The 16,851-nt window shown below is 69.5% G+C and carries 14 protein-coding genes and 1 pseudogene; 9 read left to right on the forward strand and 6 right to left on the reverse strand.

Annotated elements, in window-relative coordinates:
- Positions 1-210: 210 nt before the first annotated feature.
- Both ACIOHP_RS41710 and ACIOHP_RS41715 read left to right on the forward strand, forming a co-directional pair.
- Positions 211-1,314, forward strand: coding sequence for a zinc-binding dehydrogenase (locus ACIOHP_RS41710; RefSeq protein ID WP_401895687.1), 1,104 nt, complete (start codon positions 211-213; stop codon positions 1,312-1,314).
- The gene (locus tag ACIOHP_RS41715) at positions 1,304-2,482 is read left to right on the forward strand and encodes a DUF3500 domain-containing protein (protein ID WP_401895689.1); all 1,179 of its coding nucleotides are present in this window, start codon (positions 1,304-1,306) and stop codon (positions 2,480-2,482) included. The genes ACIOHP_RS41710 and ACIOHP_RS41715 overlap by 11 nt, the downstream gene beginning before the upstream one ends.
- Before the next feature lie 65 nt (positions 2,483-2,547).
- Here ACIOHP_RS41715 and ACIOHP_RS41720 read toward each other — a convergent pair whose 3' ends face one another.
- The 5 genes from ACIOHP_RS41720 to ACIOHP_RS41740 all read right to left on the reverse strand — a co-directional run bounded on the left by ACIOHP_RS41720 (position 2,548) and on the right by ACIOHP_RS41740 (position 7,892).
- Positions 2,548-3,099 carry a TetR/AcrR family transcriptional regulator gene (locus tag ACIOHP_RS41720; protein ID WP_401895690.1) on the reverse strand — a complete coding sequence of 184 codons (552 nt, stop codon included), beginning with the start codon at positions 3,097-3,099 and terminating at the stop codon, positions 2,548-2,550.
- A gap of 123 nt (positions 3,100-3,222) precedes the next feature.
- The gene (locus tag ACIOHP_RS41725; protein ID WP_401895692.1) at positions 3,223-4,548 is read right to left on the reverse strand and encodes an amidohydrolase family protein; all 1,326 of its coding nucleotides are present in this window, start codon (positions 4,546-4,548) and stop codon (positions 3,223-3,225) included.
- Positions 4,549-4,607: 59 nt separating this feature from the next.
- Positions 4,608-6,137 carry an FAD-dependent oxidoreductase gene (locus ACIOHP_RS41730; RefSeq protein ID WP_401895694.1) on the reverse strand — a complete coding sequence of 510 codons (1,530 nt, stop codon included), beginning with the start codon at positions 6,135-6,137 and terminating at the stop codon, positions 4,608-4,610.
- Complete coding sequence (locus tag ACIOHP_RS41735) at positions 6,134-7,039, reverse strand: alpha/beta fold hydrolase (RefSeq protein WP_401895697.1); 906 nt, start codon at positions 7,037-7,039, stop codon at positions 6,134-6,136. The genes ACIOHP_RS41730 and ACIOHP_RS41735 overlap by 4 nt, the downstream gene beginning before the upstream one ends.
- Before the next feature lie 19 nt (positions 7,040-7,058).
- A complete protein-coding gene (locus ACIOHP_RS41740) occupies positions 7,059-7,892 on the reverse strand; it encodes an alpha/beta fold hydrolase (RefSeq protein WP_401895699.1) in 834 nt (277 codons plus the stop codon).
- A 721-nt stretch (positions 7,893-8,613) separates the two neighbouring features.
- On the opposite strand from ACIOHP_RS41740, the pseudogene ACIOHP_RS41745 reads away from it, so the two are divergent.
- Positions 8,614-8,727 (forward strand): annotated as a pseudogene (locus ACIOHP_RS41745) (LacI family transcriptional regulator); the annotation flags it as partial.
- Positions 8,728-8,766: 39 nt separating this feature from the next.
- On the opposite strand, the gene ACIOHP_RS41750 reads toward ACIOHP_RS41745, so the two are convergent.
- A complete protein-coding gene (locus ACIOHP_RS41750; protein WP_401895700.1) occupies positions 8,767-9,573 on the reverse strand; it encodes an IclR family transcriptional regulator in 807 nt (268 codons plus the stop codon).
- A 169-nt stretch (positions 9,574-9,742) separates the two neighbouring features.
- Between ACIOHP_RS41750 and ACIOHP_RS41755 the strand changes: the two genes are divergently transcribed.
- The 6 genes from ACIOHP_RS41755 (at position 9,743) to ACIOHP_RS41780 (ending at position 16,809) form a co-directional block, all read left to right on the forward strand.
- Positions 9,743-10,288: a quercetin 2,3-dioxygenase gene (locus ACIOHP_RS41755; RefSeq protein ID WP_401895703.1), complete on the forward strand. Its 546-nt coding sequence runs from the start codon at positions 9,743-9,745 to the stop codon at positions 10,286-10,288.
- Position 10,289: 1 nt separating this feature from the next.
- Positions 10,290-11,237, forward strand: coding sequence for an alpha/beta hydrolase fold domain-containing protein (locus ACIOHP_RS41760; protein ID WP_401895706.1), 948 nt, complete (start codon positions 10,290-10,292; stop codon positions 11,235-11,237).
- Between the two features lie 65 nt (positions 11,238-11,302).
- Entirely contained in the window at positions 11,303-12,862 is a 1,560-nt protein-coding gene (locus ACIOHP_RS41765) for an ABC transporter substrate-binding protein (RefSeq protein WP_401895708.1), read from the forward strand.
- Between the two features lie 46 nt (positions 12,863-12,908).
- Positions 12,909-13,850: an ABC transporter permease gene (locus ACIOHP_RS41770; protein WP_401895711.1), complete on the forward strand. Its 942-nt coding sequence runs from the start codon at positions 12,909-12,911 to the stop codon at positions 13,848-13,850.
- On the forward strand, positions 13,847-15,814 hold the full coding sequence (locus ACIOHP_RS41775; RefSeq protein ID WP_401895713.1) for a dipeptide/oligopeptide/nickel ABC transporter permease/ATP-binding protein: 1,968 nt from the start codon (positions 13,847-13,849) through the stop codon (positions 15,812-15,814). Before ACIOHP_RS41770 ends, ACIOHP_RS41775 begins: the two co-directional genes overlap by 4 nt.
- Positions 15,811-16,809, forward strand: coding sequence for an oligopeptide/dipeptide ABC transporter ATP-binding protein (locus tag ACIOHP_RS41780; RefSeq protein WP_401895716.1), 999 nt, complete (start codon positions 15,811-15,813; stop codon positions 16,807-16,809). Before ACIOHP_RS41775 ends, ACIOHP_RS41780 begins: the two co-directional genes overlap by 4 nt.
- Positions 16,810-16,851: the final 42 nt, after the last annotated feature.

Below are 16,851 nucleotides of genomic sequence, written 5' to 3' on the forward strand. Positions count from 1 at the left end.
CGGCCGACGGCGCTGTCCGCCGTTTCCGGACGACTCTTCCATGGGCTGGCGGTCAGCCTCCAATAGGAATTCCTCGCGAGACGTATAAGGGATGCCTATACGCCGGGGATGGGAAATCGGCATTGCCGACGTGCACGATGGGGTGGGGAAAAGGACTGTTTCGATTCGCCGATTCCCGTCGTATGCCCATGGTCATGACTGGAGGCCCCTATGTCCTTGCCGAAAACCATGCAGGCCGCGGTGCTGGGTGACCCCGGCACCCTTGCCGTCACGACACTGCCCGTGCCGCAGGTGGGGCCGGAGGATGTCCTGGTGCAGGTCCGGAGGGCGTCCCTGTGCGGAACGGACCTGAAGATCCGAAGTCGGCACTTTTTCAAGGACGGCGGCCCCGTGGTGGGGGAGTTCGTCCCGGGTCACGAATACGCGGGTGTCGTGGCCGCGGTGGGCAGCGCCGTGGACGAACTCCGCATCGGTGAACGGGTCGTGACGGAAGCTCACCGCGGTTGCATGCGCTGTGCCAACTGCCTGGCCGGGCACTACACGGACTGCCTCAACTACGGCCTGCGGCACACCGGGCACCGAGTGCAGGGGATGACAGTCAACGGCGGTTTCGCACAGTACGCGCTCAACCATGTGTCGACCCTCCACCGGCTGCCGGACAGCGTCGGCTTCGACGCGGCGGTCGTCCTCAGCACGGTCGGTACGGTGATACACGCGTTCGACGTGCTCGGCACCCTCCTCGTGGGATCCACCGTCGCGGTGCTCGGCCCCGGACCGATAGGTCTCCTCGCCACGCAGGTCGCGCGTGAACTCGGCGCGAGGACCGTCGCCCTGGTCGGCACCCGGGAGGCGAGACTGGCCATCGGGAAGTCCTTCGGCGCGGACCTGGTCGTCAACGCCCGGACAGAAGATGCCGTCGCCGCGGTCCGGGAGGCGACCGGCGGGATCGGCGCAGACATCGTCCTGGAATGCTCCGGCGCCCCGAGTGCGGTGGACGACGCCCTGCGCATGGCCAAGCGTTCCGGGAAGGTCGTCCTCGTCGGGTTCTTCGAGCAGTCCGTGCGGGCCGACCTGAACCACGCGGTGATGAACGGCATCTCGATCCAGACGGTCCGCGGGGAGGGCACCGGCTCGCTGGCCCGCGCTGTCAGTCTCGCGGCCCGCGGCAGGCTCCGCACCGCGGAACTGGTCACCCACCATTTCGCGTTGACCGACGTCGCGGAAGCCTTCGACACCTACGCCGAGCGCCGGGGCAACGCCATCAAGGTCATGCTGGACATCTCCGAGGACCCGGAGTCCACCCGTGCCCGGTGACGGAACGGCCCCGGCGCCCCACATCCCGGCAGCCGGGCGGGAGAAGGCGGCGACCGCCATGGCCGAAGCCGCAGCCGCCTGGCGGGGCACCCTGAGCGAGGACCAACTCCTGCTCGCCGCCTTCGACTCACCGCTCCACCCGGACGCGGAAGCCGACCGGCTGCGCTGGTTCTACACGCCCACGGAACACGGCGGGCTCGCCATCCGGGACCAGAACCCTCGCCAGCAGGGCCTGGCCATGCAACTGGTGGCCACTGGACTGTCCACCGCGGGCTACGCCACGGTCACCACCGTGATGGGCCTGGAGAATGTGCTGGACCAGCTGGAAGGGTGGACCGTTCACTGGGGCAGGCAGCGCGGTCGGGACCCCGGCCTCTACTGGCTCCGGATCTTCGGCCGGCCCGGCGATCGCGTCTGGGCATGGCGACTCGGCGGCCATCACATTTCCCTGAACAACCTCGTCGTCGCCGGCCGGCTCGTCTCCACGACCCCCTGCTTCCTCGGCGCCGACCCCGCCACCACCGAGCTCCTCGGAGGCACCCTGCGCCCACTTCAGGGCCCCGAGGACACCGCACGCCAACTGGCCGACAGCCTCGACGCGGACCAGTTCCGGCGAGCTCTGCTCCACCCCTGCGCCGTGTCCGACATCGTCTCCGGCAACCGGCCACACGTCCGCCACGGCGACACGATGATGCACATGCAGGACCTGTGGCGGGGACGGTTCGAAGATCCCGACCTGGACCGGCTCGTCTACGACATCGACCGCCGGGCGGAGGCGGCCAGCGGATACACCGACATCGACCATGCGCGCGTGGCTATCACGATCCCGCCCACAGGCATCAGCGGCCGTGACCTCGACGAAGGGCAGCGGCACCTGCTGCGCCGTCTCGTAGCCCTCTACACCGGACGGGCACCCGAATTCCTCGCCGACGCCTACGAGACCCACTACGCGTCCGACACGGTCCTCGACCTGGTCCACTTCGGCTGGGCGGGCAGCACGGACGTCGGGAAGCCGCACTATTACCGGGTGCAGGATCCCCGCATCCTGATCGAGTACGACAACACCCAGCGCCACGCCAACCACGCTCACTCGGTGTGGCGTGACCTGACCTCCGACTTCGGACTGGACGTACTGGCCGAGCACCGGGCGCACATCGCACACGAGTGAAGGGCATACGGGAGCGTCGTTTGCTCCTCACGCCGTGGTGCCGAAGGGGGGACTGCCGCGTTGGGTCAGGCATGGGCGCCGAGCCCGGCTTCGACGCCGTCGAGAATCGACTGCAGTCCGAAGGACACATATGGGCCAGGGGTGTCCGCGAGTGCGGAGCCGATCGCGAACGCGATGATGCTCTGGGTGGCTTGCTCAGCATCCTGCCTGGTGAGTCCGGCCTTTTGGCAGACTGCGAGGAGGCGTTGGTCATAGCGGTGCCTGGCGGGGCCGTCGAGCGGTTGGATCGTTATGGCGGTCAGGATCCACGGGTGCCGGACACACATCGAACGCAGGTTGTCGGCCATGGCCAGGACGGCCACGCGCCATGGGAGGCCGTCGAGACAGAGTGGAGCCTGCCCCCACACGCTGTCGACGGCCAGCAGGAGCAGTTCGTGTCTGCTTTTGATGTGCCAGTACAGTGCCGCCCCCGTGATGCCGAGACGACTGCCGACCCTTCGCATGGTCAGGTTCTCGATGCCGCCCTCGTCCAGAAGGACGATGGCGGCCTGGACGATCTGCTCCTGGTCCAGAGGATCGCGGGTCGTGCCTGTCGCCGCCGTCATGGTCCTGTTCACGTCGCCTTCTGCTGAGTGTAGGGGGCATGGATTCGAGGGCTGGGGACGACGGCCGTCGTGCCGGCGAGGACGGAGTGCCGTGGTCGCCGGCACGTGGTTCCTGCTTCGCGTCTGTTGAGGGTGTCAGCCCTGTGGGCCCGCGGGCCCGATGCTGCGCAGCAGCCGTTCTCCGGACTCGCGGAGCTGGTCCTTGACCTCGTCGAGCTGGGACGTGAGCAGGGCGTGGTCGCGTTTGCGCCAGCTGCCGGCGACCATCACCGCTTCGATGTTGGCGATGTCGGCGTGCAGGACCGTGGCGACCGGGTCGTGTGCCGGCCACAGGTTGAATGCCCGGGCGTCGACGGCGACCAGGTCGGCTTGCATGCCCACCTCGATCCGGCCCACCCGGTCGGCCAGCCCGAGTGCCTTGGCGCCTTCGACGGTGGCCCAGGTGAGTGCCTGTTTGGCGGTGAGTGAAGCGGTGCCGGCGTGCATGCCGGTCGTCTGTCGGTGTTGGGCGTGGTCCAGGCCGCGCTGGTGGGCCAGGGCGATGCGGGCTGCGGTGAGGAGCTTGCCGGGTACGGCGGTGTCGATGTCGGTGCCCAGGGAGGGCGCGGCGTGCAGGCGCAGCAGGGACCCGGTGATGGGTGTGCCGTGTCCTTGGCCCAGTTCGTTCTCTGGGGTGGTGGTGAAGGTGACGCCCGCTTCGAGGAGCATCTTGAGCCAGTCGTCGGGCAGGTCGATCCCGTGCACGATGTTGGTCAGAGGGCTGAACAGTCCGGCGGCGCGCACCGCTTCCCAGCCGGGTGCGGGTTCTCCGCCGCTCTGGTGCATGGAAACGACGAGGCCGCGTTCCGAGCCGGCTCGGAAATCGGCGACCGCCGTCTCGGGGGAGGAGTACTGCGGCCCCTGCAGGGCCATGCCCAGGGTGAGGAGGGAGTGGTCGCGGACGGGGCCATCGAGCAGCCGGTCGATCTCGGTGAGGGGGTGGGGGGTGTCCGGCGCGCGGTAGGGCGTGCCGTGCAGGAAGACGGCGCGGATGCCTGCCTGGGCCAGGCCTTCGACGGCGGCGTCGGCGTGTTCGGGGGACAGGACGTTGTGACACCAGTCGCCGAGGGTGGTCGTGCCGCAGTTGAGCTGGTTCAGTGCGCCGGCGAGATTGCTGATGTGCATGTCGGCAGGGGTGTAGTGCCCGACGCACTCGCCGTGGAGGTGGGTGAGGTACTCCATCAGCGTCCAGTCGGCGCCCGCGGAGCGCAGAGCGGTCTGCCAGGTGTGCAGGTGGGCGTTGACCAGGCCGGGGATGACGATGCGGCCGGAGAAGTCGACGATTTCGGTGTCGGGCGCCTCGATGTTCTCGCCCACGGCGGCGATGCGGTCACCGTCGACGAGGACATCGGCGTGCTCGGCGTCCGGACGGCCCGGCACCATCGTGATGACCTGCGCCCCGCGCAGCAGTACGCGGCTCATGCGGTGGACCTCCAGTCAAGGGAGGTGCGGCTCTGCTGTGACATGGTGCGGCTCCTTGCTTATGGCGTCATTGCCCGCGCGGCGGTTTGTGTGGTGGTGAGGAGGTCCCGGGTGGCGATGTGCCCGATGTAGCCGTCGGGACGGATCAGCACCAGCGTGTCGCCGTCCAGGCCGTAAGCGTCCTTCAGCGTGTTCTCAGGGTCGGAAAGGGTGAGGTTGTCGGCGGCGCGCGCCCCGACGGTCAGCCGCTTCAGCTGAGCGCCGACGGTCGGCCAGGCGAGCATGTCGAGGTCGCGGGCGGCGCTGGCGCCGTAGGCGATAGCGGTGAAGTGGGGCCCGCGGAGGGCGTCGAACAGGCGGGTCCCGGTCCCGTCGGTGCGGAGCAGCTCGGCGTCCGGGGCGCGGTCACCCGCGCGCAGCGTCGAGGTACGCATGCCGTCGGCGGGTGCGAGCGGACCGCCGTAGTAGGTAAGGGCGAGTTGCTGCTCGTCCTTGCCACGCTTCATGCTCGACGGGTCGAGCTTGGCGATGCCTCCCCACTTCTCCGTGGACAGGCCCAGCACCCCGGCGGCGATCGGCTGCCGCTCGGCTTCATAGGTGTCCAGCAGCGCCGCGTTCGCCCCGGCGAGGACCTGACTGATTTTCCAGCCGAGGTTGTAGCCGTCCTGCATGCCGGTGTTCAGTCCCTGGGCGCCGGCCGGGGTGTGGACGTGCGCGGCGTCACCGACGAGGAAGACACGTCCCCGGCCGTAGTTCTCCGCCAGGCGGATGTTCGGTCGGAACACCGACGTCCAGTGGATGTCGTGCAGCTGAATGCGCCGGTCGTGGGTGTGGGAGTGGATCCGCTGGAGGATGTCGTCCTTGTCCGAGGGAGGTTCCTCGTCGGGTCCGAGGCTGATCATCCACTGGAACATGTCGCTGCCGGGGAGTGGACAGGCGCCGATGCGCTTGCCGCCGCGGCCGGGCCACATGTGCCACCGGTTGCGGGCCAGCCCGGTCACGGTGGCATCGACGATGAGCATCCGGTCGCTCTCGTGCGTCGTCCCGACGAATCCGATGCCGAGTTGCTTGCGCACCGCGCTGGAACCGCCGTCGGCGCCTACGAGGTACCGGGCGACGATCTCCTCGTTGCCGTCCGCGCCCTCCACCTTGGCGACCACCGTGTCCTCGTCCTGCGTCAGCTCGGTCAGCTCCCTGCCGAACTCGATCTCACGGCCGAGTTCGCTGAGCCGGGCGTGCAGTGCGCGGTCCGTGCGGAACTGAGGGATCAGCCAGGTGTTCGGGTAGGGGACGTCCGGGGCGGCCTCCTTGTGGGGGAACATCTTCCAGGGCACGGCGATGGGGCCCGCATGGATCCCGAGCTTGGGGTAGATGCTGCCGCCGGCCAGTACCTCGTCGAGGGCACCGAGGTCTTCGAGGACTTCGAGGCTGCGGGGCTGGACGCCCTTGGCGCGGGATCCCTCGAAGGCGTGGGGAGACCTGTCGATGATTCGTACGTCGAGTCCCCGCCGTACGAGGTCGATCGCCACAGCTGAGCCCGAAGGGCCCGCACCGATGACCAGTACGTCGACGACCTGCGGGTTGTTCATGAGTCGAGCCTTTCGGCGCGTGCGGCCACGAACGGGACGATCTGATCGGCGACGTGGCGCGGGCGTTCAAATGGGGCCATGTGCCCGCACTTGGGAATGACATGATGATGCTGGGGCTTCAGCAGGGCGCGAGCCGTGTCGAGGTGGGCCAGGGGTGTGACGTCGTCCTCGTCGCCCCACAGGAGCAGCGTGGGAATGCCCAGTGCGCCCGTCTGGCGGAAGAGGTCGTCACGGCCGGAGACCGGCAGGTGTTGCAGCGTGTCGAAGACCGCGTACAGCGAACCCTCGAAGCGGAAGGCGTCGAGGACCATGTCCGTCAGTTTCGCGCCGAGCAGGGGGTCGCGGACGTTGTGCCCGAGGTGCTCCTCGAGTATCCGGCGGCCGCGCCGCCGGGCGACGACACCGGCCAGCAGATCGTTGCGCAGGAGCCGGTGCGGGGAGGTCGGCCGCGGTTTCGCGAGACCTGCGGGTCCGGCGATGGTCAGGGTGGACACCGACGAAGGGTGCCGGGCGGCGTAGGTCATGGCGACCAGCGCTCCCATGGAGGTGCCCACGAGGTGCAGCGGGCACGTGGTCAGGCCGAGGCGTTCGGTCAGCTCGGTCAGCTGTCGCGCGAAGAGGGTTTCGTCGTAGCGCGCCCGCACTCGGTCCGAGTAGCCGCGGCCGTACGCGCTGCAGGTCAGAGTTCGCAGCCCGCGGGCGTTGAGCTCGGTGACGAGTTCGTCCCAGTAGAAGAGCGGGATGGTCAGGCCGCCCGCCATCACGACCGTCTCGCCGTCCTCGGGGCCCTTCAGTTCGTAGTGCGTGACGCCGTCGGACAGTTCGACGAAACTGCCGCGCAGGGCTTGCCGCGATTTGGCGGTGAGCCGTCGGTCCTCGTCCGGTGCGACGAAGTACTTCATGGAACGGGCCTCCTTGGCCTCAGTGCGTGGGGGTGTCGGTGGGGGAGCGCAGGAACGTCGCGATCGCGTCCGAGACCCACTGGGGCTCCTCTTCGGGCAGCAGGTGACCGCTGTGGGGGTGCACTTGTTCTGCGGCGCCGGGGATGTCACGGGTGAAGTGCTGGCCGTCGATGCCCGCGCTGCGCAGGACGAGCGTGGGTGTCGTGATGTGGGGGATCTGCGCGCTGCGGTCGGGTTGGTCCGTGTTGCAGAAGTCGACGAAGGCCGAGCGGTTTCCGGGCCGGTTCATGAGCTGGTGGGCGCGGTCCACCATGGTGTCGTCCACGATCGTCGAGTGCGAGCCGACGTTCGAGCGCAAGTTGCGCTCGATGGCGCGGCGCGGCATCACCCGCCGCAACAGGGGGCGCAGTAGTGGGTTGCGCGTCAGGCGCATGCCGGCCGGGATCTCTTTCTCCGGGTATCCGGTGGCGTTGACCAGCACCAGGCCGGTCAGCCGCTCGGGGTGGTCCAGCGCGAGATTCCAGGCAATGTTGCCGCCCAGTGAATTGCCCGCCACCGCGTAGCGCGGCACGCCCAGGGTCTCCAGGAAGTCCGCCACCGTTGCGGCGTAGGCCGGGATGCGGTAGTCGCGGTCCGTGCGAGGACCTGTCAGGCCGAAGCCCGGCAGGTCGGGGCGGATGACGTCGAGCGACTCCGACAGCAGGTCGGCCGCACGGTCGAAGTGCTGGAGCGACGACGCGCTGCCGTGCAGCAGGACCAGTGCCGGGCCGCTGCCGGCTCGTTTGTAGTGGATCCGCGATCCACCCACCACGACGAAGCGGGAATCGGGCTGCGGCTCAGACCAGGTGCTCATAATGGATACACTGTTACCGATAAGGTGGTCGTGTCAAGTGCAGGCCTCCGGAAGCCGCGGCCCCGCGGCCTGCGACGTCGAGCGCGCGCTGCAGTAAGGGCTCACCTGGGTTGCGTCCGGAGTCGCGTGGGGCGCTCGTCCTGGCATGGCCTCGGGCGGCGTCCGCCTGCGGTAGATGCCGCCCGAGGCCATGGCCGCCCGGTGGACGAGCCGCTGGTCCCTCATCCAGAAACGTGGGCGAGGTGTGCGCTGGCGTGAAGTCGCGGCGTCTGCCGGTGGCGGCGTGCCAGACGAAGTCGCTCGACGCCGGTGGTGCCGCTGAGTGCACGCGGCGTCACTCCCAACGTCGCGAGGTTCTGCCGTCAGCGCGACCAGGAGCTCGTGGCCCGCCCGTGCCTGCGGCCCTCACTCTCCAGCGCAGCCTGCTGGGCCGAGCTGGGCGAGGAGAACCCGGAGAGAATCCGCAGTTCTGATGAGATCATCGCACCGGGGCTTCCACTGGTTTCCGCTGCAGAACATCGCTCTGCCGCCTGTTCCCATCGGGTTCTTCCTCGGCTGGGCGGGAAGTCTGCTCAGCCGTCGGTCTCCCGCTGATCAGGACCGCTATGTCGAGACGCAGACCGCACTGCTGATTGGCCGCAGACCGATCGCCTCGCCGTGAGGTGCTGTGGGAAGACACGGACATTGCGCGGTTCGCGTCGGCGCGACAGCTCTGGCCGACGCGATCGGTCTAGTCTCCCTGCGGGCGGCGAACCACTACACCGGGATGCAACTGGAATTCGGCGGCAGTGTGGTGGAGGCCGCGGCGGCGTACAACTGTGACGTGCTGGTGTCGGACTGATTCCCCGAGGTTCAGCCGTCCTGCATGCCGTGGTCAGGCCTTGGGTGCCGGCGCGGCGGAGACGGGCGCACCGAGGCCCCGTGACAGGGCGCGGGCTGTGGCCCGCAGAGCGGGAGAGATGAACCGTGGCTCTGTGTGGCCTGCCGGTACGACAACCGAGAGTGCGGCGACGACGTCTCCGTCCGCGCCTCGTACCGGGGCTGCGGCAGCGAGCAGCGGGCGAGGCTCCTGTCGGTTGACGACGGCGATTCCGATGCGGCGCACCTCGGCTAGGGCGCGGCGCAACGCGGCGGGGGACAGGGGTACGCCTTCCGGTTCGTGGACCAGTGGCTGGGCGAGGTAGGTCTCCTGGAAGTCCGGGTCGGCGTGGGCCAGGAGAACGAGACCGACGCCGGTGGAATGCAGCGGCAGGCGGCCGCCCACGCGGTACAGCACGTCGACGGCCTCACGCGCCGACAACCGTTCGACCAGGAGAGCCTCCATGCCGTCCAGGACTGCGAACAGCACGTGCTGGTGCGTCGCCTCGTACAGGTCCTCCATGAACGGGAGCGCCACCGTGCGCAGTCCGTGGGCGCGCGGGGCGAGCGAGGCCACCTCCCACAGGCGCAGACCGACCACGAAACGGCCGTCGGCGTCCCGTTCCAGAGCCCCCCAGTGGAGCAGGCGCCGGGCGAGCCGGAGGGTCGTACTGGGCGGGGTGTCCGTGACCCGGCTCAGTTCGGCGAGGGTCATGGCGCGGCGACTCTCGTTGAAGGCCGTGAGCAGAGCGAACGCCCGGTCGATCACCGGATCACCCTGAGCCGGCCGGCGGCCCCGAGAGACGCTGGGGGGGTTCGTCATGCCCGCAGTCTCACCCGCCGGGACGCTTCTCGTACATTGCGGCACGGTTTCGATCGCATGCCATTCAATGGAATTGCCGCTGGTGCCGATCGGATCGGTCTCCCACTCTTACCCACACGTCGACCAGACGCCTCTCGGGTTCCGAGCCGAGCCGATTCCGAGGAGACCCATGACTGCGGAGTTCAGACACAACGGTGCGGAGCAGTTCTCCCTTCCGGGCAAGCCTGTGCCCTTCTTCCTGGTGGCAGGTGAGGGGGAGCGGGCGCACCTGTTCGACTCGCTGATCACCGTGTTGCTCAGCAAGGACGAGACCGACGGACAGTTCGGACTGTTCACCTACTGCGCTCCCAAGGGCGACGCGATCCCCACACATGCGCACGCCGATGTCCACGAGACGTTCTTCATGCTCTCCGGGCGGGCTCGCGTGTGGGTCCAGGACGCGCAAGGTGAGCAACACGAGAAGCTGCTGGGGACCGGCGACTTCGGCTACGTCCCGGCGGGCTGCCTGCACACCTTCCGTGTGGAGGCCGACGACACCCGGATCATGGGCGTGTCCAGCGGCGGTTTCGAGCGCTTCTTCGCCGCGTCCGGCACCCGTACGGACTCCCTGGAACCGCCCCGGCCGCCGTATATCCCCTCGCCGGAACAGATCGGCCGCGCGGCGCGCGAGTACGGCAACGACTTCCGGTTCGACCTGCGTCCCTTGGACGGCTGACATGGCCGGGCGCGCCACGCCGCTCCCCACCGCGGAAGTCACACCGGCGGGCACCCGGCTGCTGCGAGGAGTCGAGTACGCGGCACCGGACGGTTTCCGCCCGCTCCTGCTCGATCTCCACCTCCCCGCTGCGCACCCTGCCGGGGGCCCCGTGCCGGTCGTTGTCTTCCTGCACGGTGGCGGCTGGCGGACCGGGAGCCGCGCTCGGTTCGGGCCGGCCTTCGAGGCGTGGGAGGTCAGTCCGTTCGACCTGCTCGCGGCGGCCGGCTTCGCCGTCGCCTCGATCGACTATCGGCTCAGCGCGGAGGCCGTCTTCCCCGCTCAACTGCACGACGGCAAGGCCGCCTTGCGCTGGGTACGAGGGCACGCCGAGGCGCTGGGGCTCGATGCCGAACGGGTCGTGCTGTGGGGCGAGTCGGCGGGCGGCCACCTCGCCGCACTGCTCGCACTGACTGCCTGCCGACCGGAGCTGGAAACCGACCCCGTGGTGGCTGGTGGGTACGCCGACGTGGTCGGTGTCGTGGACTGGTACGGGCCAGCCGACCTGCGGACCATGCAGAGCCAGTCCCGCCCCGACGCCGTGACCGTGCCCGACGCGGCGGATTCCCGGGAGGCCCAGTTGATCGGTGCGCCCGTCCCCGACGCGCCCCGGCTTGCTGCGGAGGCGAGCCCGGTCACCTACGTCTGCGCCGCCGCTCCGCCCTTCCTGCTCGCCCATGGCACAGCGGATCGGTTTGTCCCGAGCGCCCAGAGTGAACAGCTCGCTGCCGCGCTGATGGCGTGCGGCGGTGAGGTGACCTTGCGGCTCATCGACTCCGTGGACCATCTGTGGGCCGGTCTGCCCAATCCGCGGACCGTCTTCGACGAGGCCCTGGACTTCGCCCTGCGCGTCTGCGCCCCGATCACGGCACACACACCCCGCCGGCCCACCGCCGTGCGCGCCTTCTGACTTCACCCCCCGTCCCCGCCCCCGGCGTCGCCCCGCTCAGGCCGTAGGCAAAGGAGCCTCATGTAATGAATCGTTTCAATTCGAGTTCGGCAAGAAGCACCATCCTCCTGGCAACCGCCCTCACCCTCACCCTCACCGGAGTCACGGCCTGCAGTTCGTCCTCCGCGAGCGGTTCCTCGGCGTCCGCGTCGGACACCCTCGCGATCGGCATGGACGGCGACTCGGCCGCGAATGGCTACGATCCCGCCAAGTACACGGAGATGCGGCAGTTCTTCGAGAGCGTGTACGACTCGCTCTTCGTCAAGACCGCCGACGGCGGCGTGAAACCGAGCCTGGCCACCAAGTTCGCGTACAACAAGGACAAGACGCAGCTGACCCTCACGCTGCGCAAGGGGGTGACGTTCGCGGACGGCAGCAAGCTCACCGCCGCCGTGGTCAAGAAGAACCTCGACCGACGCAATGACGCCGCCCTGGTCGCATACGGGAACATGGCCAAGGGCGGGCAGGCCGAGATCAAGCAGGTCACCGCACCCGACGACCAGACCGTCGTCCTCACCTTCGCCAAGGCCCAGCCGACCTTCCAGGAGCAGCTCGCCTCCGACGCCGGAATGATCGTCAGCGCCAAGGGACTGGCCGACAGCAAGGCGCTCGGCGTGGCCCCCTACGGCTCGGGTCCGTACACCCTCGACAAGTCGGGCACGGTCAAGGGCAGCAAGTACACGATGGTGCGCAGGAAGGGTTACTGGAACTCCGCCGCCTTCGCCTACGACACCGTCGTCTACCGTGCTCTGCCGGACCCGCAGGCCCGAGCCAACGCCCTGGTCTCCGGTCAGGTGGACGTCGCCGCGGTCGCCGGATCGACCTCCTCGTTCGTCAAGTCGCGCGGCACGGGGCTGTCCTCCCTGGGCGGCACGGTGGTGACCCTGCCGGTCTTCGACAAGAAGGGCACGGTCTCCAAGCCGTTCGGTGACGAAAGGGTCCGCCAGGCCATCCAGGTCGCGATCAACCGCCAGGACCTGGTGAGCGGTCTCCACAAGGGCGACAAGCCGACCTCCAACGCCTTCCCGTCCTCCTTCGACGGGTACGATGCCGCGCTCAACACCACCTGGGGCTACCACCCGGACAAGGCCAAGAAGCTCCTCGCCGAAGCCGGATACGCCAAGGGCTTCTCCTTCACGGTGATCACCAGCCAGGCCAATCAGACCGACCTGGAAGCGATCCAGAAGCAGCTCAAGGCGGTCGGGATCGACATGAAGCTCAAGGCCGCCGCCTCCACTGAAGAGGCCTTCGCGGCCGTGAGCACCACCCCGCTCGGTTACCTCGCGTTCAACTGGCCGGAACCGGTGGTCGCCATGCAGGCCGTCGTGCTCGGCGGGTTCCTGAACACGCAGAAGGCGACCGACAAGCAGCTCACCGAGTACACGGACGCCGCCGCGGGCGCGACCGGCGCGAAGCGGACCGAGGCGCTCACCAAGCTCAACGCCCGCCTGGTGGAGACGGGCTGGCTGATCCCGCTGTACGAGAGCTACTCGTACGCCGGTTACAACACCAAGAAGGTCAAGCCCCTCACCTTCGCGGGTAACGACGCCTACCCGCTGCTGTCCTCGATCAAGCAGGCCTCCTGATGACCGGATCGGTCGGGGACCACTCGAAGAGGAAGGAGGAGGCTCCGTGACCAGATTCCTCGCCCGGCGGGCCGCGATGGCGGTTCTGACGCTGCTGGCGGTGATCGTCCTGACCTTCGCGCTCGTTCACTCCATTCCCGGCAGCCCGGGCGCGGTGATGCTTGGCCCGGGAGCCTCCGCGCAAGACATCCGCGCCCAGAACGACTTGCTCGGCTGGAACCAGCCGCTGGCCGTCCAGTTCTGGGACTGGATCACCCACGCGGTCCGCGGCGACCTGGGCACCTCCCTCACCGGAGGCAACGAGGTCGGCCCGGACCTGGCGTCCCGGCTCCCGGTGACCGCGGCCATCGCACTCGGTGCCACGGCTCTGAGCGGTGTGCTCGGCATCGTCTCGGGAGTGGTGGCGGCGGTCCGCGGCGGCCTCGTCGACCGGTTCATCACCGCCTTCTCCGGGATCGTGGTGTCCCTGCCGACCTTCTGGCTGGGCATCCTGCTGGTCTATGTCACCTCCATCCGGCTCGGCTGGCTCCCGGCGACCGGCTACACGCCCTTTGCGGATTCTCCTGTCGACTGGGCGAAGAGCCTGGTCCTTCCGGTGCTCAGCCTGGCGATCGGCGGGGCTGCCCTCGTGGCCCGGCAGGCGCGTGCCTCCATGGTCGAGGCCCTGGGGCAGGAACACATCAGGACCCTGCGCGCGACGGGGATTCCGCCCTGGCGGCTGCTGTACGTGCACGCGTTGCGCAACGCGAGTGTGCCCGTGGTGGCGGGGCTCGGCATGCAGTTCGTCGGCCTGTTCGGCAGCACCGTCATCGTCGAGCAGATCTTCGCCTTGCCGGGTCTGGGACAGGTCGCCCAGGCCGCCGTCACCTCCCACGACTTCCCGTCCGTGCAGGGAGTCGTGATCATCGCGACGGTCGTCGTCGTGGTCACCAACGTCGCGCTCGATGTGCTGATCAGCGCGCTGAACCCGAAGTTGCGTGCGGCATGAGCGAATACCTTCAGGCGAAGCCGGCCGGACAACTGCTGGAAGACCCCGAGCACACCGTCACCGAGGCGTCGCGGCCCGTCCGGCACCGGCTGCCCTTGCTGCTGCGAAGGCCGGGCGGCGTTTTCGGGCTCGGCTGGCTGGCACTGCTGGTCGTGCTCTCGCTCACGGCGTCCTGGTGGATTCCGTACGGGACCAACGACCAGCAGCTGTCGGCCGCGTTGCAGGGGCCCAGTGCTCAGCACTGGCTCGGCACCGACGAGCTGGGGCGCGACCTGCTCAGCCGTATCTTCGCCGCCGGGGCGAGCACGTTCGGAGCCTCGCTGCTGACCGTGGTCGTGGCCTACGCCATCGCCGTACCCCTGGCCCTCGTCGCCGCCGAGCGTGGCGGGCACACGGAGACGGTCATCAGCCGCACCACCGAGATCATGATGGCCCTGCCGGGCACGGTGATCATCCTCGCGTTCATCGGGGTGTTCGGTGTCGACACCGTGCTCATCATGACCGTGCTGGGTGTGCTGATCTCCTCCGGGATGTACCGGGTGCTGCTGGGCGTGGCACGCTCGCTGCGCGAGCAGTTGTACGTGGCCGCGGCCCGGGTCAACGGCCTCGGCTCCTGGCGGGTCAACCTCCGCCATGTGCTGCCGGGCATGCGGACGGTCCTGGCCGTGCAGGCGGCCCTGCTGTTCGGGATCGGCCTGTTGATCCAGTCCGGCCTCGCCTTCATGGGCTTCGGCCCGAAGCCGCCCGCGCCCAGCTGGGGTGCCATGATCGGTACGGCATCCCAGCACATCTACGACGCGCCCTGGCTGATGGTGCCCTCCGGACTGGTGCTGTCCCTGACCGTGATCGCCGCCAACCTGATCGCGGACGCCCTGACCGACCCGGAGGAAGCGCCCAGACTCGCCCAGCGGGCCGCGAAGCCGAAGGGCGGGGCGGCCGCCGGGCCGGCTGAGCCCGACGGATCGGGAGTACTGGACGTACGCGACCTGACCGTGGCCGTCGAGGACGGACCGGTGCTGGTCAGCGGTGTCTCGTTCCGGGTCGAGCCCGGCCGGGTGCTCGGCCTGGTCGGCGAGTCCGGCTGCGGGAAGACCATGACCGCGCTGGCCGCGCTTGGACTGCTGCCCGCCGGAGTCGCGGTCACCGGCGGCGCGCTGCACTGGCAGGGCCGCGACCTGGCAGGCCTCGACGAGCGACACCTGCGCCCGGTCCGCGGACGCGAGATCGCCTACGTCTCGCAGGAGCCGATGGTCGCCCTCGACCCCATGTTCTCCGTCGCCTACCAGCTCACCGGACCGCTGCGGCGACTGCGCGGACTGTCCCGCGCGGAGGCGAGGGACGGCGCCGTGAGCCTGCTGGAACGGGTGGGAATCGTCGACCCTCAGGCCGTCATGCGCAGCTACCCCCACCAGTTGTCCGGCGGGATGGCCCAGCGAGTGGCGATCGCCCTCGCCCTGACCGGCGGCCCGAAACTGCTGGTGGCCGACGAGCCGACCACGGCCCTCGACGTGACGGTGCAGGCGGAGATCCTCAGCCTGCTGCGCTCACTCGTCAGCCAGTCGGGCACCTCGGTCGTGATCGTCACCCACGACCTCGGTGTCGTCGCCGATCTCTGCGACGACGTCGCGGTGATGTACGCCGGCGAGATCGTCGAGTCCGGAACGGTGACCGAGGTGATGGACGCCCCCCGCCACCCCTACACCAAGGCGCTCCTCGGGGCGAACCCGCACGCGGGCGAGGCCGTGACGCCCTCGCACCGGCTGACGGCCATCCCCGGCCAGGTGCCGGCCGCCGGCAGTTGGCCGCGGGGATGCCGCTTCCAGGACCGCTGCCCCTGCGCGACAGACGCCTGCGGGCAGCCCGTGGCGCTGGAAGCGGCCGACCGAGGCGGCACCATCCGCTGCGTCCGCGCCGGCGAACTCGCGGCGGCCGCCGCCCACCCGGACGAGAGGACCCCGGCATGAGCACCACCACGGCCCCGGCCGACCCCGCGCAGACCCTTGCCCTCGACGTGCGGGACCTGACCGTCCACTACGGCCGCCGTTCCCGGCGCAAGCCCGTGCCTCCGGCCGTCGACGGCGTGTCGTTCTCCATTGCCCCCGGCGAGACCATCGGCCTGGTCGGCGAGTCGGGCTCGGGCAAGTCGACCATCGGCAAGGCGGTCCTGGGCCTTCAGTCCGTGACCGGTGGATCGATCTCCTTCTTCGGAGACGACATCACCCATGCCGCCCCGGCCCGGCGGCGCTCCCTCGCTGCTCAGTTGCGGGTGGTGTTCCAGGACCCGTACTCCTCCCTGAACCCCGCCATGACCGTCGGCGATACCCTCGCCGAGCCGCTTCGACTGATGGGCGTCGGCAAGGCGGAGGCGGCTAGGCGGGCGCGTACCGCCCTGGAGCGGGTGGGGCTGCCCGGCTCCGCCGCCGAGCGCCGGCCCCGCCAGTTCTCCGGCGGCCAACGACAGCGCATCGCGGTGGCCCGTGCCCTGGTGTGCGACCCGAAGGTCGTGGTGTGCGACGAGCCGGTGAGCGCACTGGACCTGTCCACCCAGGCGCAGGTGCTCAACCTGCTCGCCGACCTGCGTGACGAGCGGAGTCTGTCGTATCTGTTCGTCGCCCACGATCTCGCGGTGGTTCGTTTCCTCGCCCAGCGAGTGGTCGTCCTCTACCGCGGCCAGGTGATGGAGACCGGTGCCGCGGCGGCCGTGGTCGAACACCCCCGTCACCCCTACACCCAGGCCCTCACCGCGGCTGCGCCGGTGCCCCGCCCCGCCGAACAGGCGGCCCGGCGCGCGGCGCGCGAGGCGATGGGTATCGGAGCGGCGGGACTCGGAACTCCCTCGACCGCCGGCTGCCCCTTCGCGTCGCGCTGTCCCCTCGTCACCGGAGTGTGCCGCACCGAGCGGCCCGCACTGCGCAGGGTCGGTGACAGCGATGTCGCCTGCCATCACGCCACCGACTGACCTCCTCCACGACGACTGCCCCACGCTCACGACCCCAGGAGC

This window comes from Streptomyces sp. NPDC087859, from assembly GCF_044742595.1.
Taxonomy (GTDB): Bacteria; Actinomycetota; Actinomycetes; order Streptomycetales; family Streptomycetaceae; genus Streptomyces; species Streptomyces canus_F.

Excerpts from the sequence above, each read along its gene's own strand:
- ACIOHP_RS41710 (WP_401895687.1), top strand. The coding sequence starts at position 211 with ATGTCCTTGCCGAAAACCATGCAGGCCGCGGTGCTGGGTGACCCCGGC.
- ACIOHP_RS41725 (WP_401895692.1), bottom strand. The coding sequence starts at position 4,548 with ATGAGCCGCGTACTGCTGCGCGGGGCGCAGGTCATCACGATGGTGCCG.
- ACIOHP_RS41730 (WP_401895694.1), bottom strand. The coding sequence starts at position 6,137 with ATGAACAACCCGCAGGTCGTCGACGTACTGGTCATCGGTGCGGGCCCT.
- ACIOHP_RS41735 (WP_401895697.1), bottom strand. The coding sequence starts at position 7,039 with ATGAAGTACTTCGTCGCACCGGACGAGGACCGACGGCTCACCGCCAAA.
- ACIOHP_RS41740 (WP_401895699.1), bottom strand. The coding sequence starts at position 7,892 with ATGAGCACCTGGTCTGAGCCGCAGCCCGATTCCCGCTTCGTCGTGGTG.
- ACIOHP_RS41750 (WP_401895700.1), bottom strand. The coding sequence starts at position 9,573 with ATGACGAACCCCCCCAGCGTCTCTCGGGGCCGCCGGCCGGCTCAGGGT.
- ACIOHP_RS41755 (WP_401895703.1), top strand. The coding sequence starts at position 9,743 with ATGACTGCGGAGTTCAGACACAACGGTGCGGAGCAGTTCTCCCTTCCG.
- ACIOHP_RS41760 (WP_401895706.1), top strand. The coding sequence starts at position 10,290 with ATGGCCGGGCGCGCCACGCCGCTCCCCACCGCGGAAGTCACACCGGCG.
- ACIOHP_RS41765 (WP_401895708.1), top strand. The coding sequence starts at position 11,303 with ATGAATCGTTTCAATTCGAGTTCGGCAAGAAGCACCATCCTCCTGGCA.
- ACIOHP_RS41775 (WP_401895713.1), top strand. The coding sequence starts at position 13,847 with ATGAGCGAATACCTTCAGGCGAAGCCGGCCGGACAACTGCTGGAAGAC.
- ACIOHP_RS41780 (WP_401895716.1), top strand. The coding sequence starts at position 15,811 with ATGAGCACCACCACGGCCCCGGCCGACCCCGCGCAGACCCTTGCCCTC.